Source organism: Thalassospira sp. MCCC 1A03138 (assembly GCF_002115785.1).
In the GTDB taxonomy this organism is placed as follows: Bacteria; Pseudomonadota; Alphaproteobacteria; order Rhodospirillales; family Thalassospiraceae; genus Thalassospira.
On the sequence record NZ_JFJY01000006.1, the window covers coordinates 30,811 to 53,252 of the forward strand.

The 22,442-nt window shown below is 54.0% G+C and carries 18 protein-coding genes; 8 read left to right on the forward strand and 10 right to left on the reverse strand.

All coding sequences use genetic code 11. The features are described 5' to 3' along the window. The first annotated feature begins 12 nt into the window (after positions 1-12). The 6 genes from TH468_RS13190 (at position 13) to TH468_RS13215 (ending at position 7,713) form a co-directional block, all read left to right on the forward strand. Complete coding sequence (locus tag TH468_RS13190) at positions 13-1,965, forward strand: acetoacetate--CoA ligase (RefSeq protein ID WP_085644836.1); 1,953 nt, start codon at positions 13-15, stop codon at positions 1,963-1,965. Positions 1,966-2,499: 534 nt separating this feature from the next. Further along, complete coding sequence (locus tag TH468_RS13195) at positions 2,500-3,519, forward strand: amino acid ABC transporter substrate-binding protein (protein WP_085644838.1); 1,020 nt, start codon at positions 2,500-2,502, stop codon at positions 3,517-3,519. Between the two features lie 115 nt (positions 3,520-3,634). Further along, the gene (locus TH468_RS13200; protein WP_085644840.1) at positions 3,635-4,831 is read left to right on the forward strand and encodes an amino acid ABC transporter permease; all 1,197 of its coding nucleotides are present in this window, start codon (positions 3,635-3,637) and stop codon (positions 4,829-4,831) included. Position 4,832: 1 nt separating this feature from the next. Then, positions 4,833-5,936: an amino acid ABC transporter permease gene (locus tag TH468_RS13205; RefSeq protein WP_085644842.1), complete on the forward strand. Its 1,104-nt coding sequence runs from the start codon at positions 4,833-4,835 to the stop codon at positions 5,934-5,936. A 17-nt stretch (positions 5,937-5,953) separates the two neighbouring features. Beyond that, a complete protein-coding gene (locus TH468_RS13210) occupies positions 5,954-6,742 on the forward strand; it encodes an amino acid ABC transporter ATP-binding protein (protein ID WP_062949054.1) in 789 nt (262 codons plus the stop codon). 146 nt (positions 6,743-6,888) lie between these two features. Continuing rightward, on the forward strand, positions 6,889-7,713 hold the full coding sequence (locus TH468_RS13215) for an ABC transporter ATP-binding protein (protein WP_168177140.1): 825 nt from the start codon (positions 6,889-6,891) through the stop codon (positions 7,711-7,713). A gap of 20 nt (positions 7,714-7,733) precedes the next feature. On the opposite strand, the gene TH468_RS13220 is transcribed toward TH468_RS13215, so the two are convergent. Further along, complete coding sequence (locus tag TH468_RS13220) at positions 7,734-8,498, reverse strand: DeoR/GlpR family DNA-binding transcription regulator (RefSeq protein ID WP_037987529.1); 765 nt, start codon at positions 8,496-8,498, stop codon at positions 7,734-7,736. 106 nt (positions 8,499-8,604) lie between these two features. Then, positions 8,605-10,164, reverse strand: a complete 1,560-nt coding sequence (locus TH468_RS13225; RefSeq protein ID WP_085644846.1) for a DASS family sodium-coupled anion symporter — start codon at positions 10,162-10,164, stop codon at positions 8,605-8,607. A gap of 293 nt (positions 10,165-10,457) precedes the next feature. Here TH468_RS13225 and TH468_RS13230 point away from each other — a divergent pair, with 293 nt between their 5' ends. Further along, positions 10,458-12,089, forward strand: coding sequence for a GMC family oxidoreductase (locus tag TH468_RS13230; RefSeq protein WP_085644848.1), 1,632 nt, complete (start codon positions 10,458-10,460; stop codon positions 12,087-12,089). A gap of 67 nt (positions 12,090-12,156) precedes the next feature. Here the strand turns inward: TH468_RS13230 and deoA are convergent, their stop codons facing one another. The 8 genes from deoA to TH468_RS13270 form a co-directional block, all read right to left on the reverse strand. Continuing rightward, complete coding sequence (gene deoA / locus TH468_RS13235; RefSeq protein ID WP_085644850.1) at positions 12,157-13,497, reverse strand: thymidine phosphorylase; 1,341 nt, start codon at positions 13,495-13,497, stop codon at positions 12,157-12,159. 58 nt (positions 13,498-13,555) lie between these two features. Beyond that, complete coding sequence (locus tag TH468_RS13240) at positions 13,556-14,362, reverse strand: purine-nucleoside phosphorylase (protein WP_085644852.1); 807 nt, start codon at positions 14,360-14,362, stop codon at positions 13,556-13,558. After that, a complete protein-coding gene (gene cdd / locus TH468_RS13245) occupies positions 14,359-14,787 on the reverse strand; it encodes a cytidine deaminase (RefSeq protein ID WP_256376259.1) in 429 nt (142 codons plus the stop codon). The genes TH468_RS13240 and cdd overlap by 4 nt, the downstream gene beginning before the upstream one ends. Positions 14,788-14,804: 17 nt before the next feature. After that, complete coding sequence (locus tag TH468_RS13250; RefSeq protein ID WP_210402249.1) at positions 14,805-15,257, reverse strand: BMP family protein; 453 nt, start codon at positions 15,255-15,257, stop codon at positions 14,805-14,807. A 149-nt stretch (positions 15,258-15,406) separates the two neighbouring features. Next, positions 15,407-16,378 carry an ABC transporter permease gene (locus tag TH468_RS13255; protein ID WP_085644858.1) on the reverse strand — a complete coding sequence of 324 codons (972 nt, stop codon included), beginning with the start codon at positions 16,376-16,378 and terminating at the stop codon, positions 15,407-15,409. Further along, complete coding sequence (locus tag TH468_RS13260) at positions 16,378-17,496, reverse strand: ABC transporter permease (RefSeq protein ID WP_085644860.1); 1,119 nt, start codon at positions 17,494-17,496, stop codon at positions 16,378-16,380. Before TH468_RS13260 ends, TH468_RS13255 begins: the two co-directional genes overlap by 1 nt. After that, entirely contained in the window at positions 17,493-19,067 is a 1,575-nt protein-coding gene (locus TH468_RS13265; protein WP_085645288.1) for an ABC transporter ATP-binding protein, read from the reverse strand. The genes TH468_RS13260 and TH468_RS13265 overlap by 4 nt, the downstream gene beginning before the upstream one ends. Before the next feature lie 49 nt (positions 19,068-19,116). Beyond that, positions 19,117-20,112: a BMP family protein gene (locus TH468_RS13270; RefSeq protein WP_085644862.1), complete on the reverse strand. Its 996-nt coding sequence runs from the start codon at positions 20,110-20,112 to the stop codon at positions 19,117-19,119. Positions 20,113-20,711: 599 nt separating this feature from the next. Here TH468_RS13270 and TH468_RS13275 point away from each other — a divergent pair. Further along, complete coding sequence (locus tag TH468_RS13275) at positions 20,712-22,307, forward strand: bifunctional UDP-sugar hydrolase/5'-nucleotidase (protein ID WP_085644864.1); 1,596 nt, start codon at positions 20,712-20,714, stop codon at positions 22,305-22,307. The last annotated feature ends 135 nt before the right edge of the window (positions 22,308-22,442 follow it).

Consider the following 22,442-nt stretch of genomic DNA (forward strand, 5'->3'; position numbering starts at 1 on the left):
AAAGGATCCATCATGAGCGATTTGCTTTGGCAGCCCAGTCCAACGCGCGTTGAAAACGCCAATGTCACCCGGTTCCGCAACTGGGTGAACGAAAAGCACAGCCTGAAACTGGACAGCTTCCACGCGCTCTACGACTGGTCGGTTGCCAGCAAGGAAGATTTCTGGCCTGCAATTATCGACTATGTCGGCCTGAAGGCAGAAAGCTGGGGTGACTCAGTACTTGTTGACGGCAACAAAATGCCCGGTGCAAAGTTCTTCCCGAATGCCCGACTGAATTTTTCAGAAAACCTGCTGGTCCGTGATGACGATACCGACGCGCTCGTTTTCTGGGGGGAAGACAAGGTCAAAACCCGTATCTCATGGTGCGACCTGAATATCGCGGTATCGAAATTCTCGCAGGCACTTCGCGCCGAAGGCATCAAAAAGGGTGATCGCGTATGCGGATATATGCCCAACATGATCGAAACCGTGATCGCAATGCTGGGTACAGCCGCAATCGGTGCCACTTGGTCATCGGCCTCCCCCGACTTCGGGGTTCAGGGCGTCGTTGACAGGTTCGGCCAGATCGAACCCAAATTGATGATTACCGTTGACGGCTATCACTATAATGGCAAAAGCCACGACATTCGCGAAAAAGTCCGCGATGTTGTCGACAGGATCACGACGATCCAGAAAGTTGTCATCGTCAAATATGCCTTTGATGGCGCCAACACGACCGGCATTCGCAATGGCGTTTCCTGTGATAATTTCCTTGCCCCCTTCAGTCCGGAAAAGATCGTATTTGAACAGGTCGAATTCAATCACCCGCTTTATGTGATGTTTTCGTCCGGCACGACAGGCAAACCGAAATGCATTGTGCATGGCGCTGGCGGAACGCTTCTTAAACAGGTTTCCGAACATGTCCTGCATTGCGATGTGGTGCCCGGCGATCGGGTATTCTACTTCACCACATGTGGCTGGATGATGTGGAACTGGTTGATGGGCGGCCTTGCCGCTGGCGCGACACTGCTGCTTTACGATGGATCGCCGTTCTACCCCAGCGGCAATATATTGTTTGACTATGCCGATGCCGAGGACATGACCCTGTTCGGGACATCGGCCAAATATATCGATGCATTGGCAAAGGCAGAACTTAAACCACGTGAAACCCATGATCTATCGACGGTGCGTGCCATGACATCCACCGGATCTCCCCTGGCTCCCGAAAGTTTCGATTATGTCTATCGCGATATAAAATCCGATATCCATTTAGCCTCCATCTCTGGCGGGACCGACATTCTGGGCTGCTTTGTTCTTGCTTGTCCGGCCTTACCGGTGAAGCGCGGCATCATTCAGACCCGCGCGCTGGGGCTTGCCGTTGATGTTTTTGACGATGACGGCAAATCAATCCGCAATCAAAAGGGCGAACTGGTCTGCACCGCGCCCTTCCCCTCCATGCCGATCGGTTTCTGGAATGACCCCGATGGCGCACGCTATAAGGAAGCCTATTTCAACCGTTTCGATAACATCTGGTGCCACGGCGACTATGTCGAGCTTGACGATGACGGCGGCATGGTCATCTACGGCCGATCAGACGCGACGCTTAACCCGGGCGGTGTCCGGATCGGCACCGCCGAGATTTATCGTCAGGTCGAAAAGCTTCCCGAAATTCAAGAATCCATCGTTATCGGTCAGGAATGGGATAACGATGTTCGGGTTGTCCTTTTCGTTGTGCTGCGCGAAAAATATCAGCTGGACGAACTTCTGATCGACCGTATACGCAAACAGATCAGGAACAATTGTACGCCCCGTCACGTCCCGGCAAAGATCATTGCCGTGGCCGATATTCCCCGCACAAAGTCCGGAAAAATCACCGAACTGGCCGTGCGCGATGTTGTTCATGGCCGTCCAGTAAAGAACCAGGAAGCGCTTGCAAACCCCACTGCACTTGAACTTTTCTCCAATTTGCCGGAACTGCGCAGCTAGCAGAAACCTGCGAAATGACACAGCAAAAACCCCGTTGTGCACACGACGGGGTTTTCATTTTTGCGAAAGATTAATCAGAACTGCAACGTGTCATGATCAGGGCCATGCCGACATCAGAAGTCGATTCCGCGTCGCAACAGAGTTTATTTTTTGAGCAACAGTTAACTTTGTTTAAAAATTGCCCATTTAATTGCTGGCAACAAAAAAATTTTGAGATTTGTTTGTTTTGGGAACCTGACCATTCGAACAGGTTTTTAACCTTTTGAAATATGGCGACTTTTGGGAGCAGCCGAAGGGTGTAGTCGCTCAAACAATGCTTACCAGCGCAGTACCAAAGCATGGAAATCACGTGAATCTGATGAACAAGCCCTCAGCGTAAAATTTTTCAGACTTGACACATAGCAGCCGAAAATTTCTTAATTTGGAGGTCCGATAAAAAACAGGACAGTAGGATATGCTGCTCTGGCATATCCAGGGTGGCATAAAAGTTACCAAAGCCATAAAGAATGCTTTGCTAATGAGGGAGCTCATCTAATGAAAATCAAAACGATCCTGGCCGCTGGCGCAATGTCTGTTGCCGCCATCGCCGCGAACAATGCCCAGGCGGGCGCTGTACTTGACGGCATCAAGGCTAAAGGTTTCGTTCAGTGTGGCGTGAACACCGGTCTTCCGGGTTTCTCCGCTGCCAACGCCGAAGGCAAATGGGAAGGTATCGACGTTGACGTTTGCCGTGGCATTGCTGCTGCACTTCTGGGCGACGCCAACAAGGTTCAGTACACCCCGTTGACCGCTGCACAGCGTTTCACCGCGCTTCAGTCCGGCGAAATCGACATCCTTTCGCGTAACACCACGGCGACCCTGACGCGCGACGTCAAGCTTGGTCTGACCTTCCTTGGTATCAACTACTATGATGGTCAGGGCTTCCTGATTCCGAAAGCTCTGGGCGTATCCAGCGCGACGGAACTTGACGGCGCAACCGTTTGCGTCGAGCCGGGCACCACCACTGAACTCAACCTGGCCGATTATTTCCGCGCCAAAGGCATGAGCTTCGAGCCGGTCGTTATCGAAAACATCAACGAAGCAACCGCTGCCTTCTTCTCTGGCCGTTGCGACGTTTACACCACTGACGCATCGGGCCTTGCCTCGATCCGCACCACCATGGCGCCGAACCCGGACGACTATATGATTCTTCCGGAAATCATTTCCAAAGAACCGCTTGGACCGGCTGTCGCACAGGGTGACGAACAGTGGGCTGATATCGGTCGCTGGGCTCTTGCCGCAATGCTCGAAGCCGAAGAATACGGCGTCACCAGCGCAAACGTTGATGAAATGAAGAGCAGCACCAACCCTGGTATCCAGCGTCTTCTGGGTGTTTCCCCGGGCATGGGCGAAGCTCTTGGTCTTGACGAAGAGTGGGCATACCGCATCATCAAGCAGGTCGGTAACTATGGCGAAAGCTATGAGAAAAACGTTACTGCGAAACTGGGTGTCGAGCGCGGCCTGAACGCTCTCTGGACCGACGGTGGTCTGCAATATGCTTGGCCGGTTCGCTAATCTCTAGCGTCGGCTGAAAATCGCCTAACGAAGCTCCGCCCCACTGCCTGAACGCATGGGCGGAGCTTTTCGTTAAGGCCACTCACATTGGATACAATCTACACCTGAGGGTCAGATGAGTAAGACTCAAAATGCCCCGGGGGGTGTTCGTTCCAAGACCGTCGTCGATTACCTGAATGACGAGAATGTTCGCGCGATACTGTATCAAATCATTGCGATCGGACTTGTTATATTGGCGGGCTGGTATCTGGTTTCCAATACGCTGGTAAACCTGGAACGACAAAACATCTCAACCGGTTATGGCTTCCTTGATCTCGAAGCTTCGTTCGAAATCAGTGAAAGCATGGTCCAGTACAGTGCACAAAGCAGCTATGCAACCGCACTGTTGGTTGGCCTTCTGAACACCGTAAAAGTGTCTTTACTCGGGATTATCCTGTGTACCATTATCGGTACCATTTTCGGGATTGCGCGTCTGTCGTCGAATTGGATCGTTCGGAAACTGGCGACTGTTTACGTGGAAATTTTCCGGAATATCCCGGTCCTGTTGCAACTTTTCTTCTGGTATGCCGTCATTCCGAACGCGTTCCCGCATCCGCGCGACGCATTCGAACCCCTGCCCGGCGTTCTGCTGACGTCACGTGGCATGTATATGCCGGTTCCAGTTGCCGATAATGCCTATACCCTGATGGGGATTGCTGCGATTATCGCCTTCGTTGCCATCTTTCTTATCAAAAAATGGGCAAAAAAACGTCAGGATGAAACCGGTCAACCATTCCCGGTATTTCTTGTCGGAACGGGCATTTTTATCGGCCTGGTCTTTATTGCCTATCTGATCGGCGGTGCGCCGACCGATATGGACATACCGGAACTCAAAGGCTTCAACATCCGTGGTGGCACAAATGTTTCACCCGAATTCCTTGCCGTGCTAATTGGCCTGACGGTTTACACGTCAACCTATGTTGCCGAAGTTGTCCGGTCCGGTATTCAGGCCGTCCCTCACGGCCAGTGGGAAGCTGCCGATAGTCTTGGCATCAAGCGTTCGGTTGCCCTTCGCAAGGTGATCCTGCCGCAATCCATGCGCGTCGCCATTCCGCCACTGACCAACCAGTATCTGAACCTGACCAAAAACAGTTCGCTTGCTGTCGCTGTCGGTTATCCCGATCTGGTGTCGGTATCAAACACGACCATGAACCAGACCGGTCAGGCGATCGAGGCAATCTCGATCTTCATGTCGATCTATCTTGGTCTGTCCTTGTTGACCTCGCTCTTTATGAACTGGTTCAACAAGAAAATGGCACTGGTGGAGAGGTAAGATGGCAGATAACGCAAAATTACCTCCGCTTCCTACAGGCACTTTTTCTGCCCGTGCAGTTACATGGTCAAAAAAGAACCTGTTTGACGGCTGGTTCAACACCCTACTGACACTAGGCTCCATCGCATTCCTTGTGTGGCTTATTCCGCCACTCGTGAACTGGGGGATACTCAATGCAACGCTGACGCCCTCCATCGAAGGCTGTGCCGAAGTCACCGGCGCATGCTGGGGCTTTGTAAACGCCAACTTGCGTCTCATTCTGTTTGGAACCTATCCCTACGACGAACAATGGCGCCCGCTTCTTGCGATGATTGTCCTGATGGGCATCATTTGCTTCAGCCTTGGCGGGGTTAAATATCCTTCCTTCCGCAAGGCAATCATCCCGATGTGGGTGATCGGGGTTCCGATCATTGCCATCCTGATGTGGGGCGGTGCACTTGGCCTGACCTATGTCCAGAATAGCTATTGGGGCGGACTTCCGCTGACTCTGATTCTGTCGGCGATCGGCATCATCTTTGCCTTCCCGCTGGGTTTGCTTCTGGCGTTGGGTCGTCAGTCAACAATGCCGGCGATCAAGACGATCTCGGTTGTCTATATCGAGGTGATCCGTGGTGTGCCGCTGATTACGGTTCTGTTCATGGCATCAGTAATGTTCCCGCTGTTCCTTCCGGACGGTGTGACCATCGACAAACTGCTGCGTGCGCAGATCGGTATCATCCTGTTCACTGCGGCCTATCTTGCCGAAGTGTTCCGTGGCGGTCTGCAGGCTGTTCCACGTGGCCAGTTTGAAGCCGGTGACAGCCTTGGCCTGTCCTATTGGCAGTCCATGCGTCTGATCATCCTGCCGCAGGCTTTGCGTCTGGTAATCCCGCCAACCGTCAACAGCTTCATTTCGATGCTCAAGGATACGACACTGGTGGTCATCATCGGTCTGTTCGACTTCCTTGGCACCGTCAAGCTGGCACTGCGCAGCGACCCCGCATGGACGAAATACTACGTCGAGGGTTATGCCTTCGCCTCGGCAATTTTCTTCCTGATCTGTTTCTCCATGGCCAAATATTCGGCCTATCTTGAAAAAGAGCTCCGCAAGGGCGAGCAACGGTAAGGAGAGAGGAAAAAACAATGACAGCTACAGAAGCACAAACCACCAATGGCGTTGTCCCTCCTCCGTCGAACGAGGAAGTGATTACCGTCAGCAAGGCCAACAAATGGTATGGCAACTTCCATGTCCTCAAGGATATCGATCTGCATGTCCGCAAGGGCGAGCGCATCGTTATCTGCGGGCCGTCCGGTTCGGGTAAATCGACCCTTATCCGTACACTCAACCGTCTTGAGACCTATCAGAGCGGCGAAATCACCGTTGATGGCATTCTGCTTGGCGACGATGTCAAAAACATCGAAGCCGTGCGCCGCGAAGTCTGCATGGTTTTCCAGCACTTCAACCTTTTCCCGCACATGACCGTGCTGGAAAATTTGACTCTGGCACCGATCTGGGTTCGTAAGATGCCCAAGAAAGAAGCCATCGATCTAGCGATGCACTATCTGCAACGCGTGCGGATTGCCGAACAGGCCCACAAGTTCCCCGGTCAGCTTTCCGGTGGTCAGCAGCAACGCGTGGCAATTGCCCGCTCGCTCTGCATGCAGCCGAAAATCATGCTTTTCGATGAACCGACATCGGCCCTTGACCCTGAAATGGTCAAGGAAGTGCTCGACGTTATGGTCGAACTCGCCAAGGAAGGCATGACCATGCTTTGCGTGACCCACGAAATGGGCTTCGCCAAAGAGGTTGCTGACCGCGTCGTGTTCATGGACGCCGGTGAAATCGTTGAAATGGCGGGACCGCAGGAATTCTTTGCGAACCCGAAAAGTGAACGGACCAAGCTGTTCCTCAGCCAGATCCTGTCACATTAATCAAAACGCACTGCGGATTTCCGCTAATCGCATACAGGAAACGGTCCCGGAAACGGGGCCGTTTTCTTTTTTGCAAATTTCGGGCTTGCCCCCTGCCCGTCAAATGCCGAAGATCGGCGAGAAAACAGCAATGGATAAACATCTTCATGACCACGCCTTCCACACCTGTTACCGCTGCGTCGACATCGGGCTTCATCACGGTTCAGTCGCTGACCAAAAAGTTCGGTCCGAATACCGCGCTTGATTATGTCAGCCTGTCGCTCAGCAAGGGTGAAACCATGGCGATCATCGGCCCATCAGCGGCGGGTAAAAGCGTGCTTTTGAAATGTATCGTCGGTCTTCACGGAGCCGATAGCGGTAAGATCATGCTGGGCGGTGACGATGTCAGCCAGGTCAGTTCGCCTGCGCGAAAACATTGGGCAGAACGGATTGGCATGCTGTTTCAGCAAAACGCCCTGTTTGACAGCATGAAGGTTTGGGAAAATATCTGTTTTCGCCAGATAGAGCGCGGAACCATGACCCGCAAAGAAGCCAAGGATCACGCAGTCGGCCTGCTTGGTCATGTTGGCCTGTCTGAAGACAGTGCCTTTCTTTCCCCGGGAGATCTTTCCGGCGGCATGCAAAAGCGCGTTGGCATTGCGCGTGCCATTTCAACCGATCCGGAAATTCTGCTGCTTGATAATCCGACCGCGGGTCTTGATCCGGTTCTGTCGAACCATATCGAACTGATGATCAGCAAGATCGCGACCCAGCACGGTACCACCGTCATTACCATCACCAATGACATGCAGATCGCACGCACGCGTTACGCTAACCTTGTGATGATGCACGCGGGCAAAGTTTACTGGTCGGGTCCGACAAACGATATTGATGACGCCCATAACGAACATCTGACCCAGATGCTCAATGGTTCGTCCAAAGGTCCGATCACCATGCGGATGGGCAAGCGCGGCGACCATATGGTTGCCTGATCGCAAATCGTTGTTGTCGGTCAATTCGCGGTATAAACCGACAAATCCGCTTCACGGATGACATCGGCCCAAACCGGGCCGGGATGACGGTCGGTAAACAGGGCGTCAATTTCCGAAAGATGCCCCAACCGCACCATCGCGCGCCGCCCGAATTTCGATGCATCGGTACACAGGAACGTCTGTCGGGCATTGGAAATGATCGCACGCGCCACACGGACTTCGCGATAGTCGAAATCCATCAGACTACCATCTTCGTCAACGCCGGAAATCCCGACAATCGCGTAATCGACCTTGAACTGGTTGATAAAATCGATGGTCGCCTCACCAATCACGCCAAAGTCACGCTGACGAACAACGCCACCAGCAATAATCACCTCAAAGCCCGGATTGGCGGCACAAATCTGGGCGACATGCAGGTTATTGGTGATGATTTTCAGGCTCTTGTGTGACGATAACGCGCGCGCAACCTCTTCATTTGTGGTGCCGATATTGATGAATATAGACGCCCCTTCGGGGATATGCTGCGCCACCAGCTTGGCAATCTCGCGCTTGCTCCCAAGGTTAAGAACCTGACGATCAGTATAGGCCGTGTTTTCCGTGGTCGAAAGGCTGGCCGCCCCGCCATGATAACGCGCAACAAGCCCTTCTTCGGCCATCTCGTTGATATCACGTCGAATGGTCTGGGGGGTAACGGCAAAATGGTCGGCCAATGTATCAATCGTCATGAAACTGTTCGCCGCAACCAGTTCAAGAATTTCGCGACGCCGCCGATCAAGCTTGCCCATATTGTTTCCTTCCACCCTGAATTTTCGTCTTTGATTCTTAATTTTCGTTACCGATCAAAATGCTTTCTAATGAACGGCAATGCAAGCCCTGCACTCAAAGAAGTTGTTATTTAAACAGAATGGGCACCAGAATCATGGAAAACACCACCAGCAGAGCAAGCCCGGCAAGGTTCACAACCGCACCGGCGCGAACCATATCGCCAATTTTCAGATAGCCGCAGGCAAAAACAATAGCATTCGGGGGCGTTGCCACCGGCAACATGAAAGCACAGCTTGCGGCAATCGCCACCGGCACGGCAAGCAATAGCGGGTCGATGCCCTCGCCCAACGCATAAGTTGCCACCAGTGGCAAAAAGGTTGCAGCCGTCGCCGTATTGGATGTCAGATGGCTGATCAGGATCACCATCAAGGCAATCAGACCGATCTGCAAGAACACCGGCAGGTCTGGTAGAGTACCGGCATTTCCGGCAATCCAGACCGCAAGGCCGCTGCCATTGATCAGCGCCCCTAACGCCAGTCCGCCGCCCACCAAAAGCAAAATGCCCCAGGGCAACCGCAATGTCGCCTTCCAATCCAGCACATAAAGATTTTCACGTGCCTTGACAGGGATCGCAAACAAAGCAATCGCAGCAAACATCGCAATCGATGCATCGCTGATCGGGACATCGGGCAAAGCCACCTCGATCAGTGGTCGGAAAAGCCACAAGCAGGCCGTCGTCACAAAGACGATGGCAACCGACTTCTCTCCGCGTGACATCGGTCCCAGTGCAGCAATATCACGCGCCAAAGCATGTCGTGCATTTTCCGGAAGATCATCCGCCTGCGGATAGACAACAGATGTCAGTATCCACCAGCAGAACAGCAAAAAGACCGCAGCAAAAGGAACCCCCAACATCATCCATTGCCCGAACCCGATGCTGACATCAAAATTACTGGCAAGATAACCGGCAAGCAACGCATTCGGCGGCGTCCCGATCAGGGTCCCGATCCCGCCGATGCTCGCACCAAAGGCAATCCCGAATAGAAGCGCCAGCGCAAAATTGCGCGTCAGCGGAGCAAGCTTTTCCGTCACACTTTCATCGTCGTCCTCAATGCCTCTGGACGGTTCCGTTTCATTGTCGCGAAGCAAATTCACAATCGAAAGCGCAATCGGCAACATCATCGTCGCGGTTGCGGTATTACTGACCCACATCGAAAGGAATGCCGTGGCGGTTATGAAGCCCCCGACAAGAGCACGCGGCCGAAACCCTACCGTTTTCAGAATCATCAGCGCAATGCGTCGATGCAGGTTCCAGCGCTCCATGGCGATCGCAATGATAAATCCCCCCAAAAACATGAATAACAGGGGGTTGGCATAGTGCGACGTTACCTGTGCAACCGATGCCAGACCAAATAACGGCGCCAGGGCAACCGGCACCAACGCTGTCGCCGCTATCGGGATCGCTTCCGACAACCACCAAACGGCCATCAAGGCGGCAAGGGATGCCGTGTACCAAGCAATCGAACTCATGCCGCTTGGTGGCTCCATCAGCACCATGGCAACAAACAGGATAATCCCACCCCAAAGCCCGATCTGCCGTCGAAATACGCCGGGTCGGCGAGGAGATGCCGGGTTGGCACCTGTCGACGAGATCGGAAGCCTGTCAATCAGAGGAAATCGGATCATCGGATGCTCCGGCCATAAGGCGCCATATGTGCTGTGAAACGCTGTGATATGCCATCAACTTACGACATCACAATCTCTTCGCAACAGTTTGATTTTTATATAACTATTCCAACTTTCAATTACTTTCGGAGTTTTCCGTATCGCGGAACGCTTCCCGCCATTGATTATATTTCCGATCCCGGCGATCAATGATAGCGTTACAGCAAAAATCAAATGCAGCCAATTGTGCTGCCAAAACAACGACACCACTGGGAGGATAGAAAACATGATCACACGACCTTACCCTATCCAGAATGATCCCCGTGTCACGCAACGGAGTTCGATCATTGGATAACTTTGATTACATTATTATTGGCGCCGGTTCTGCCGGATGCACACTGGCCAATCGCCTCTCTGAAATGGGCCAGGCCAGCATTCTTCTGCTAGAGGCCGGCGGCAAGGATACCAATCCATGGATTCATATTCCCGTGGGTTACCTTTATTGCATTGGCAATCCGAATGTTGACTGGTGCTTCAAAACCGAGGCAGAGAACGGCCTGAATGGCCGATCACTGGGATATCCGCGCGGCAAGGTTCTGGGCGGGTGTTCGTCGATCAACGGCATGATCTATATGCGTGGTCAGGCTGCCGATTATGATCACTGGCGGCAATCGGGGTGTAACGGTTGGGGCTGGGATGATGTCTTGCCGCATTTCAGAAAATCCGAAGATTACTACCTCGGTGCTGATGACATGCACGGGTCAGGCGGCGAATGGCGGGTTGAACAGGCGCGCGTGCGCTGGGAAATCCTTGATGCCTTTCAGGATGCCGCCGAACAGGCAGGCATCCCCAAGGTCGTCGACTTTAACCGCGGCAATAACGAGGGGTCGGGCTATTTCGCGGTCAATCAGAAACGCGGCATACGCTGGAATACCTCGAAGGCATTTCTGAAGCCTGCCCTATCGCGCAAAAATCTGGAACTGCGTACACATGCGCAGGTTCGGCGTCTGATCATTGAAAACGGTCGCGTCACGGGCGTTGAATATGACCGCGACGGCCAGATTGAAACCGTCACCGCACGTCGTGAAATCGTTTTGTCGGCGGGTGCCGTCGGGTCGCCCCATATTCTCGAACTGTCGGGTATTGGCCGGGGCGATGTCCTGCAAAAACATGGCATCCAGACCATCCATGAAAGCACGCAGGTTGGTGAAAACCTGCAAGATCACCTGCAACTTCGCTGCGCTTTCAAAGTCACGGGCATCCGCACCCTGAATGAACAGGCCAGCAGCCTTGTCGGCAAGGCCGGGATCGCGCTGGAATACCTGTTTAATCAATCAGGGCCGATGTCGATGGCCCCAAGCCAGCTTGGCATCTTCACCAAATCCGATGCATCCTTCGAAACGGCAAACCTGCAATATCATGTGCAGCCGCTGTCACTTGAAAAGTTTGGCGATCCTGTCCATCCCTTCCCGGCCTTTACGGCAAGTGTCTGCAATCTGCGCCCGCAAAGTCGCGGTAGCATCCATCTGAAGTCACCCGAATTCCGCAACCAACCGGCAATTGCACCCAATTATCTGAGCGCGGATGCCGATAAAAAGGTTGCTGCCGACTCAATCCGGCTGACCCGCAAAATTGCCAATCAGCCCGCCCTTGCCCCGTATCGGCCCGAAGAATTCAAACCCGGCCCGTCATACGAGACAGAGGATGATCTGGTCAAAGCAGCAGGCTATATCGGCACGACGATTTTCCACCCTGTGGGCACATGCCGCATGGGCGCGGACCCGGCATCGGTGGTTGATCCACAATTACGGCTGCGTGGGCTTGACGGGCTTCGGATTGCTGATGCCTCGATCATGCCCACCATCACATCGGGCAATACCAATTCACCAACCATCATGATTGCAGAAAAAGCCGCCGCCATGATTATGGCAAGCGTACGCAACTAGCCACAAAAACTAGACAAAAAGGCAGGGAAGTCACCCTACCCGGCCTTTTGCATTCTCAGTTGTGTGATCACCCTTTGGTGCGAGCAACGATCCGTTCGCGTACTGCGGCGGCGGAACCGGTTCTGGCGACTTCGCCATCGCCAATTACGATTGCCTCGCGCAACAGCGCCGTCGCCTCGTCAAGCTGTGCCTGATCACGGACATGAGCGATACAAAGCGGCGTTTCGGCCGAAACGGCCTGCCCGACCTTGATGAAATCGGTAAAGCCGACAGCAAAGTCGATCTTCTGATCGGCGCGCGTCCGGCCACCTTTCAACGCAACCAGCGCCAGACCAACCTTGCGGGCATCCATCGATACAACCCGCCCGGTCTTCGCCGCGCTGACGGACTTAATCATCGGAGCTACTTCAAGATGGGCCGATGTGTTTTCGATAAAATCGGCTGGACCGCCAAGGGCCGATACCATTTTGCCAAATACTTCGGCTGCCTTGCCCGATGTCAGGGCGTCGCTTGCTTTCTGCAAACCATCAGCGACATCGGTTGCAACGCCGGTCAATGACAGCATTTCCGCTGCCAACGCCATCGTGACATCATAAACCCTCTGTTCCTGATGCTTGCCGGTCAGGAAATCAACTGCTTCGTGCATTTCAAGCGCGTTGCCAACCGTATCGCCCAGAACCTGTTCCATATCAGTCAAAAGGGCCGTTGTCGGCACACCATTGCGGGTTGCGACTTCGGTGATGCTTTCGGCCAGCTCGCGCGCACGATCATATTCATTCATGAAGGCACCCGATCCGAATTTAACATCCATCACCAGCGCATCCAGACCTGCCGCCAGCTTTTTCGACAGGATCGATGCGGTAATCAACGGAATGCTTTCTACCGTCGCAGTAACATCGCGAATGCCATAAAAACGCTTGTCCGCAGGGGCAAGATCGGCAGTCTGTCCGATGATGGCGCAGCCTACTTCACGCGTGACCTTGGCAAATTCATCCAGGGTCGGTGCGGTACGATAGCCCGGGATGGAATCAAATTTGTCCAGCGTCCCGCCCGTATGGCCAAGGCCCCTTCCCGAAATCATCGGAACAAAAGCACCGCACGCACCAACAATCGGCCCCAGCATCAGGCTGACCTTGTCGCCAACCCCACCAGTCGAATGCTTGTCGACAATCGGCCCGTCAAGGCCAAGCGCCTTCCAATCAAGTACGGTCCCGGAATCACGCATATTTCGCGTCAGCGCCGCGCGCTCATCCATGGTCATGCCGTTAAAGAAAACCGCCATGGCAAGGGCGGCCACCTGCCCCTCGCTGATGCTTTCATCGGCAATGCCCTTTACGAAAAAGGCGATTTCGGCGTCTGTCAGTACTTCGCCTTCACGTTTACGGCGAATGATTTCCTGCGGCAGCATATGCTTTCTCCTGCGCGCTTATTATTGAATTACGTTTCCAAACCCGATCAAAAAATCTTCATGCATCACTTGAAAAATAACGCAGCAGGATCTTGATCAAATTTGCAGATCCTTCTTTCGCCATTTCAAGTGTCTGTTCATGACTAAGAGCGGTCGGGCCCATGCCAGCGGCCAGATTGGTGATGTTTGAAACTGCCGCCACCCGGAATCCCAGACGCCGGGCAAGAATGTTTTCCGGCACGGTCGACATGCCCACCGCATCCGCCCCAAAAGTCTTAAGCGCGCGAATTTCGGCCGGCGTTTCAAAGCTCGGCCCGGTGCACCAGCAATAAGTCCCTTCAAACAGGTCAATGCCAAGCTCGGCCGCAGTATTTTTCAACCCCGATCCTATTTCCGGATCATACGGCACATCCATCCCGACAAAACGATCATTGCCATGATATCCGATCAGTGGGTTGGGCCCAAATAGGCTGATATGATCCGTAATCAGCATCAGGTTCCCCGGTGATGCCTCGGGGATCAGCGAGCCCGCAGCATTGGTCAGGATAAGCCGGTCGGTACCCAATTCACGCAATGTTTCAAGCGGCTCACTCATCAAATCCGAACGGCCATGTTCATAATAATGCGCCCGGCCCTGCATGACGGCAACCGATACACCACCAATCCTGCCAAGCACCAACTGCCCGCCATGGCCCTCCACCGTCGGCCTGGGAAAGCCCGGTAGTTCGGCATAGGAAATCCTGATCGCATCACTGACCGCGTCAATAACGCCCCCCAGCCCACTGCCAAGAACAAGTGCGACCTGGGCCCTAAAGCCCGGCGCCTTAGCGGCAATGACGTCCAATGCGGCTTTGACTTTGCTCATTTCAAATTCTCCGGCCCGAAGGAATGGGGAATAAGCTCTTCACGCGTCAGGGTCAGAAGCGTTTTGCCTGCATCATTGATGATATAAATCGTTGCATCCGATCCGGTGAATTCCCGGATTTTCTGGCGACAACCACCACATGGTGTACAGGCAACATCCCCCAGCCCGACAACGACGATTTCATCAAACTTGGTTTCACCCGACAAAACCATTGCCGAAATCGCCCCGGCCTCGGCACAAACACCTTCGGGATAGGCTGCGTTTTCAACATTGCATCCGGCAATGATCTGACCACCTTCCGTCCGAAGTGCTGCCCCGACATAAAACTTTGAATATGGCGCATACGCCTTGTCACGCGCGGCAAGTGCCGCGTCAATCAAATCGCGCGGGGCGTCGGTTACAGTTTGCGATGTCATATGTCTTATCCTGTTTTTCCTGCCGCTTAACGCGGGCAGGTTCCATCTTGCATATAGTCGTGAACCGTAAACCTGCCGTTGATGATGTCGTTGCGCGCCGCATCGGCCGCATCCTTCATCGCAGGCGTGATCAGGTCCCTGTTAAAATCGTCTAACGTCCAGTCAACGCCGCCTTCGGCAAGGCCAAGACTGAGAATACCCCGTTTCCAGTCCCCATCTCGCGCGGCCGCGAATGCCTCGAAAGCTGTGGCATCGACATGCTTAACCATCGATGTCAGAACCGATTCCGGATGCAGTCCGTTCTGGTTTGCATCCGATACAATCCCAAGCTTTCCGGCATCTGCTGTTACGTGCAAAATACCAATTCCCGTGCCACCGGCCAGTAGCAAAACAACATCCGCACCAGGACCGATCTGTGTCGCTGCCAGTTCGGCACCGGGGATCGTGGTCGTTCCACGCGGCACCGGTCGAATAAACAACTATCGGCGTAATTTCCAGCGGCCTGTACGGCGCAAACCTTAGCAGGCAGCGAAACGGCCAGAACGGCAATGATGAAAAAGACCTGTTTGCAATTCATCACAGCCTCGTTTGCCAGATATGCCGGACCAGAAAGCGGACCGCAACGCGATCAGCGTTCCTTCACATACGGACGACCAAGCGATTTCGGCGGAATGGCGCGGCCAATAAAGCCCGCCAGCAGGATCACCGTCAAAACATAGGGCAATGCCTGCACCAGTTGCACCGGTACCTCGCCAATCCCCGGCAGGATAACACCCTGCATGCGGGTTGCCGCGGCATCAAGGAAACCAAACAGCAGGCACGCAAACAGTGCCGGGAAAGGCCGCCATTTACCAAATACCATCGCCGCCAGCGCAATATAACCCTTGCCCGCCGTCATATCCTGCAGGAACGACGCCCCCTGCGCGGTCGACAGATACGCACCCGACATACCGACAAGAACGCCACTGCAAATCACCGCACGATACCGCATGGCGACCACGCCAATACCGGCGGTGTCAACCGCCCCCGGATTTTCGCCAACCGCACGCAGACGCAAACCGAAACGGGTGCGATACATCACCCACCACGCGGCTGGTACTGCCAGAAATGCGACATAGACAAGAATGTTATGACCGCTCAGCAATTCTGAATAAATCGATCCCAGAACCGGGACATCGGCAACGGCATCCGCGCCGGGCAAGGTAATCGGCTGGAACCGCGATTCATGATCAAGCGACGGAGTCTTACCGCCCTGCGCAAACAGGGCAATCCCGACAAGTGCCGTCAGGCCCGACATCAGGATATTGATCGCCATGCCCGATACGACCTGATTGCCCTTATGCGTGATGCAGGCAAAACCATGCAGAAGCGAAAGGCAGATCGTCGTTGCAATTGCCGCCAGCAAGCCGGCCCAGGGATTTCCGACATAGTAGGCAACAGCCGCCGCCGAAAACGCCCCGCCCAGCATCATGCCTTCAAGTGCAAGGTTGATCGTGCCGGACCGTTCTGAAAACATCCCGGCTAGTGCGGCAAGAATAAGCGGGGTCGATGTCCGAAGCGTCGCATCCAGAAGCAGGATAACCAGTTCAAAATTATCCATTATGCGGCCTCCTGCGCACGGCGGCGCAAATGCCACGCTGTATAAATCCGGGTCACGCGCGGACGGAACATATGTTCCATCGCACCGGTAAACAGGATCACAAGTCCCTGAATAACCACGACCATATCGTTTGAAATCGTCGGAATTTCAAAGCTGAGCTCCGCCCCGCCCTGATACAGCATCCCAAACAGCAATGCCGCCAGAAAAATACCAAACGGGTGATTGCGCCCCATCAGGGCAACCGCGATCCCGACAAAGCCATAACCGGCCGTAAAATCGATCAGCAACCGGTGCTGCACGCCCATCACTTCGTTAAGCGCCATGAAGGCCGAAAGCGCACCTGAAATCATCATCGCCATGATGATGTAACGCCCCGGCTCGATCCCGGCATAGGTCGCGGCAACCGCATTGGCACCCACGGTGCGGATCGCATACCCCCATCTTGTATGCCAGATGAACAGCCACACCAGAACACTGCAAACAAGCGCATAAACAAACGACAGGTTCAGCGGGCTACTTGCCATCTCCAGACCAAGGCCTGCGGCAATGTCGTGAATGAACGGTAAACGCAGATGTTCGGCGATCTGTTCGCTTTCCGGGGTCATTGATCCCTGCGGACGCAGAACATTGACCAGCAGATAAACCATCAGTGACGATGCAATGAAGTTGAACATGATCGTGGTGATCACGACATGCGACCCGCGACGCGCCTGCAAATAAGCAGGTATATAGGCCCATGCCGCACCGAAAATTGCCGAGGCCAGAATGGCAACGATCAGCATGATCGGGAATGGCAGGAAATCAAGGTAAAGGGCCGCCAGAATGACACCAAGCCCCCCGACATAGGCCTGCCCCTCGGCACCGATATTGAACAGCCCGCAATGGAATGCCACGGCAAAGGCCAGACCGGTAAAGATGAAGTTGGTGGTGTAATAAAGCGTATAACCCCACGCCTCTTCATAGCCGAACGCACCATAAAGCAGGATTTCAACGACTTGCGTCGGTCTTTCACCAATCGCCAGAACAACAAGCCCCGAAACGACGAGTGCCAGCAAAAGATTAAGCAGCGGCAACGCGCCGACATCAATCCAGCGCGGCAGTTGAACACTGTCACTCATGACTGCCCCTCCGCGGCTTTGGCTTCATGGGGATCAACCCCGGCCATCATCAGGCCAAGCACCCGTTCATTAGCATCAGCAGCAGAAACTTCACCGATGATGGCTCCATCACACATCACCAGTATGCGGTCGGCAAGAGACATGATTTCGTCCAGTTCGACGGATACCAGCAAAACGGCCTTGCCAGCATCACGCATCGCAACAATACGTTTGTGAATGAATTCGATGGCACCGATATCGACACCGCGCGTCGGCTGACCAACCAGAAGAAGCTCCGGATCGCGCATGATTTCACGCGCCAGAACCAGCTTCTGCTGGTTGCCGCCGGAAAAATTGGCTGCTTTCAGATCGGGATCGTTCGGGCGCACGTCGAATTCTGACATCAGATGCTTCGTCGCATCGGAAATCGCATGCCAGTTAAGGAAAAGACCCTTCTGATAGGAAGCGTCATCCTCATAACCTAGAATAGCGGCTTCCTTGGCCGAAAATGACGTCACCATTGCCATGCGATGGCGATCTTCAGGCACATGGGCGACACCACGCTTTCGCAGTTCGGCCGCATCCACACCACGACCCGGCGTCACATCCTGCCCGTTTAACAGGACCTGGCCTTCGGTTACCGCACGTATCCCGCCAAGCGCTTCAAGAAGTTCGCTTTGCCCGTTGCCGGAAACCCCGGCAATGCCGACGATCTCGCCGGCGCGCACCGAAAAGCTGGCATTCTTTACCTTGCGCACACCCTGCGATGTTTCAACGCACAGATTATCGACTTCAAGAACCGTTGCTGCCGGTGCGGCTTCACCCTTTTCAAGACGCAACAGCACCTTGCGGCCGACCATCAGTTCGGAAAGTTCTTCGGGGCTGGTTTCGGCCGTTTTGCGATGGGCCACCATTTCACCCTGGCGCATCACGGAAACATTGTCCGTTGCCGCCATGATTTCGCGCAGCTTATGCGTGATCAGAACAACCGTTTTTCCCTGCTGTTTCAGGGTTTCCAGAATGCGGAACAGATGATCGGCTTCCTGCGGGGTCAGAACCCCGGTCGGCTCGTCCAGAATTAGAATTTCGGCCCCCCGATAAAGGGCCTTCAGAATTTCAACGCGCTGCTGCAAGCCAACAGATAGGTCACCAACAATGGCATCGGGATTAACGTCAAGCGCATATTCACGCTCCAGACGTTTAAGCTCCCCGCGGGCTTTATCAACGCCCTCGCGCAGGATCGCCCCACCCTCGACACCCAGAATAACGTTTTCAAGAACCGTAAAGGGCTCCACCAGCATGAAGTGCTGATGAACCATGCCGATCCCGACCGCAATAGCGTCTTCGGATCCCTTTATATCGCAAAGCCTGCCATCGACATGGATGGTGCCCCCATCGGCCTGATAAAAGCCGTATAGAATGCTCATCAAGGTCGATTTCCCTGCACCGTTTTCCCCGACGATGCCGTGAATCGTGCCTTTTTCGACTTTCAGATCGATTGATTTATTCGCGTGTACCGCACCGAACCGCTTGTCTATACCGCGCAATTCAATAGCGGGCTGCACGGCACCGGTCTCCCCGGCGCCGTGCATTTGATGCATCGTATCCGACACTACAAATCCCCGGTTTGTTCGTCCTGCCTTACATCGGGCAGGCGCTGTCGCTCATATAATCGTGGACTTCAAGGTTGCCGGAAATGATGTCTTCCTTGGCTTTGGCAACAGCCGCTTTCATGTCGTCGGTGATAAGCTTTTCGTTGTTCTCGTCAAGTGCCCAGTCAACACCGCCTTCGGCAAGGCCAAGAACGGTAACGCCCGGCTTCCATGTATCGTTGGCTGCCGCGTCGAACGCTTCATAAACAGCAACGTCAACACGTTTGAGCATTGAGGTCAGAACCGACCCCGGATGCAGAGCATTCTGGTTGGAGTCAACGCCGATACCAAGCTTGCCGGCATCTGCCGCCGCCTGCAGAACACCGACACCGGTGCCGCCTGCTGCGTGATAGACAACGTCAGCACCTCGGTCGAACTGCGATTTCGCAAGCTCGCCACCTTTAACCGGGTCATTCCAAGCCGCACCGGTGGTGCCGGTCATGTTCTGGAAAACTTCGGCATCGCCATTGGCGTGTTTAACGCCCTGTGCATAACCACAGGCAAATTTACGGATCAACGGAATGTCCATGCCACCGATGAAACCGACCTTACCGGTTTTCGATGCCATCGCCGCAAGAACACCAACCAGGAACGAACCTTCATGTTCCTTGAAAACCACCGACTGAACGTTCGGCAGGTCAACAACCATATCAACGATCGTGAACTTGGTATCGGGGAATTCGGTTGCAACTTTCTCAAGGGCGGACGCCTGCGAGAAGCCGATTGCAACAATCGGGTTCATGCCACGGCGTGCGAAGTTGCGCATTGCCTGTTCGCGCTGCGAATCGTTCTGGATCTCGAAATCGCGATACTCGACGCCCTTGTCGGCCTTGTATTTTTCGGCACCGTTATATGCGCCCTGGTTAAACGAACGGTCAAAACGGCCACCCATGTCGTAAACGACTGCCGGATTGATTTCTGCTGCGCTTGCTACACCTGCATAGCATGCAACAGCCGCGACCATGGAGGTCAGAAGCTTTTTCATTCCGATGCCCTTCTATTGCTTGATTCTCTTTTATATCCCGCCAGCGCCCTTAACCGGCAGGACTCCCTCATCGAAAAAGTGTTTCATGCAGCAGCACCGCCTTTTTGCCCCGGACACCGGTGCCTCTTGTGCGTATCTGCTACAGAACGCCTATGGTAACTACAAAATACGGTACTCTGTAAATAGCAGAGCACGGACCATTAACACAAAACCTGTCCATTCGGTCAGAATGCATTCTACCCCAGCTTGTCATTTTGCCGTCTATCTGCGGGGTTTCCCTTAGTTTTTACCGCATTAGCAAACGCTGACATTTCAGCCGCTGCCAATACTATTTCTCAAAGAATTTCATAATCGCACTGCGCGCCATTTCTGCAATTCGGCCTGCTGCCCCGAAAACGGCGCCGTCCGATTCTGCATTGCAATGAAAATACAACTCCCCGCCCGAACAAATGCAGATCGACAATTTAACCGTCACGTCATCAACCGGGCGTACCCCCGCCGGAATTTTAATGCTAGGATCGCGTGCGTTCAGGGATTTGACTTTTCATGCCACGCCGGGGCGAGGGATCCCGGTGCAACGGCTTGTTCGGAGATAAAAAATGAAACGGAAAATTGCCGGGCTTCTTTCGGCCTGTACGATGCTGACTTTTGGTGCCGGTTCGGCACTTGCGGATTATGATCTTCGTATCCTGCATACCAACGACGTTCATGATCGCGTTGAATCAGTTACCAAATACAACAACAGCTGCAGCGCAGAAGACGAAACCGAAGGCAAATGCTTTGGCGGTTATGCGCGCCTTGCAACTGCCATTCGCGACAATCGCGCCATGGGCGGCAATGTCCTTGTCCTGGACGGCGGCGATCAGTTCCAGGGGTCGCTTTATTATTCGACCTACAAGGGCGAACTGACCGCCGAACTGATGGCAATGGCGGGCTATGATGCCATGACCATCGGCAACCACGAATTTGACGACGGTCCCGATGTTCTTGCCGCCTTCATCAAGGCCAGCAAAATTCCGGTTCTGTCGGCCAACGTAAAACCACTTGGCGGTTCCGGCCTTGAAGGCTTCATCAAGCCTGACACCATCGTCGAAGTCGGTGGCGAGAAAATCGGTCTGATCGGCATCACCACCGAAGAAACCCCGGATATCTCCAGCCCGGGCGATCATGTCAGCATTACCGATTCCGAAATGGCGTTGCGCTATTCCGTGGCCCGTCTGCGCCTGAAGGGCATCAACAAAATCATCGTTATGAGCCATTCCGGGTCCTACAAGGATTTTGAACTGGCAAAAACCGTCAGCGGCATTGATGTTATCGTCGGTGGCCACGATAACCAGCTATTCTCGAACACCAATGAAAAGGCCGACTATCCCTACCCGGTTGTTGAAACCGCACCGGATGGCAAACCTGTTCTTGTCGTTCAGGCCTACGCCTATAGCCGCTATCTCGGCGCGCTTGAGGTCACCTTTGACGATGACGGTGTTGCAAAGGCGTGGTCGGGTGAACCGATCACTCTTGATGCCAGCATCAAACCCGCCGAAGACGTTCTGGCGAAAATCGCCGAAGTCAGCGGTGCGGTAGATGCCATTCGCACGGTTGAGGTCGGAAGCTTCACCACGGCCGCCGATGGATCGCGTGAAAGCTGCCGCGCGATGGAATGCGCTATGGGTTCCCTGATTGCCGATGCCATGCTGTGGAAAGCTGGCGAAGGGTATCAGATCGCCATCCAGAATGGTGGCGGTATCCGTGCCAGCATTGACGAAGGTACCGTGACAATGGGCGAAGTCCTGACGGTTCTGCCGTTCCAGAATGCTCTGGCAACCTTCAAACTGACCGGTGCCGATGTCGTGGCGTCCCTTGAACATGGCGTATCAATGGTATCCGAGGGCAAGGGCCAGTTCCCACAGGTTTCCGGTCTGAAATTCGATCTGGACCTTAACGCTCCGGTCGGATCACGCATATCCAACGTTATGGTCGATGAAGGCGGTACTTTCGTTCCGATTGACCCGGCCAAAACGTATGGCGTTGTTTCGAACGACTTCATGCGCAATGGCGGGGATGGCTATGCCCTGTTCTGCGATAACGCAACCGATGTCTATGATTTCGGTCCGAACCTTGAACAGGCAGTGGCGGAATACATCAGCATGAATTCACCGATGACCCCGGCAACCCATGATCGTATCATGATGAAATAAACCCGAACCAACCGAGTTAGCCAAAGGGCGGCGCACGATGATCCCGTACGCCGCCCTTCTTGTTTTGCTTGCGTTGAATTGACCCCGCAGATTATGACTTTGCGCCAGCCATCAAAGACCGTTTAACAATAAACA

Excerpts from the sequence above, each read along its gene's own strand:
- TH468_RS13190 (WP_085644836.1), top strand. The coding sequence starts at position 13 with ATGAGCGATTTGCTTTGGCAGCCCAGTCCAACGCGCGTTGAAAACGCC.
- TH468_RS13195 (WP_085644838.1), top strand. The coding sequence starts at position 2,500 with ATGAAAATCAAAACGATCCTGGCCGCTGGCGCAATGTCTGTTGCCGCC.
- TH468_RS13200 (WP_085644840.1), top strand. The coding sequence starts at position 3,635 with ATGAGTAAGACTCAAAATGCCCCGGGGGGTGTTCGTTCCAAGACCGTC.
- TH468_RS13205 (WP_085644842.1), top strand. The coding sequence starts at position 4,833 with ATGGCAGATAACGCAAAATTACCTCCGCTTCCTACAGGCACTTTTTCT.
- TH468_RS13210 (WP_062949054.1), top strand. The coding sequence starts at position 5,954 with ATGACAGCTACAGAAGCACAAACCACCAATGGCGTTGTCCCTCCTCCG.
- TH468_RS13215 (WP_168177140.1), top strand. The coding sequence starts at position 6,889 with ATGACCACGCCTTCCACACCTGTTACCGCTGCGTCGACATCGGGCTTC.
- TH468_RS13220 (WP_037987529.1), bottom strand. The coding sequence starts at position 8,498 with ATGGGCAAGCTTGATCGGCGGCGTCGCGAAATTCTTGAACTGGTTGCG.
- TH468_RS13225 (WP_085644846.1), bottom strand. The coding sequence starts at position 10,164 with ATGATCCGATTTCCTCTGATTGACAGGCTTCCGATCTCGTCGACAGGT.
- TH468_RS13230 (WP_085644848.1), top strand. The coding sequence starts at position 10,458 with ATGATCCCCGTGTCACGCAACGGAGTTCGATCATTGGATAACTTTGAT.
- deoA (WP_085644850.1), bottom strand. The coding sequence starts at position 13,497 with ATGCTGCCGCAGGAAATCATTCGCCGTAAACGTGAAGGCGAAGTACTG.
- TH468_RS13240 (WP_085644852.1), bottom strand. The coding sequence starts at position 14,362 with ATGAGCAAAGTCAAAGCCGCATTGGACGTCATTGCCGCTAAGGCGCCG.
- TH468_RS13255 (WP_085644858.1), bottom strand. The coding sequence starts at position 16,378 with ATGGATAATTTTGAACTGGTTATCCTGCTTCTGGATGCGACGCTTCGG.
- TH468_RS13260 (WP_085644860.1), bottom strand. The coding sequence starts at position 17,496 with ATGAGTGACAGTGTTCAACTGCCGCGCTGGATTGATGTCGGCGCGTTG.
- TH468_RS13265 (WP_085645288.1), bottom strand. The coding sequence starts at position 19,067 with ATGCACGGCGCCGGGGAGACCGGTGCCGTGCAGCCCGCTATTGAATTG.
- TH468_RS13270 (WP_085644862.1), bottom strand. The coding sequence starts at position 20,112 with ATGAAAAAGCTTCTGACCTCCATGGTCGCGGCTGTTGCATGCTATGCA.
- TH468_RS13275 (WP_085644864.1), top strand. The coding sequence starts at position 20,712 with ATGAAACGGAAAATTGCCGGGCTTCTTTCGGCCTGTACGATGCTGACT.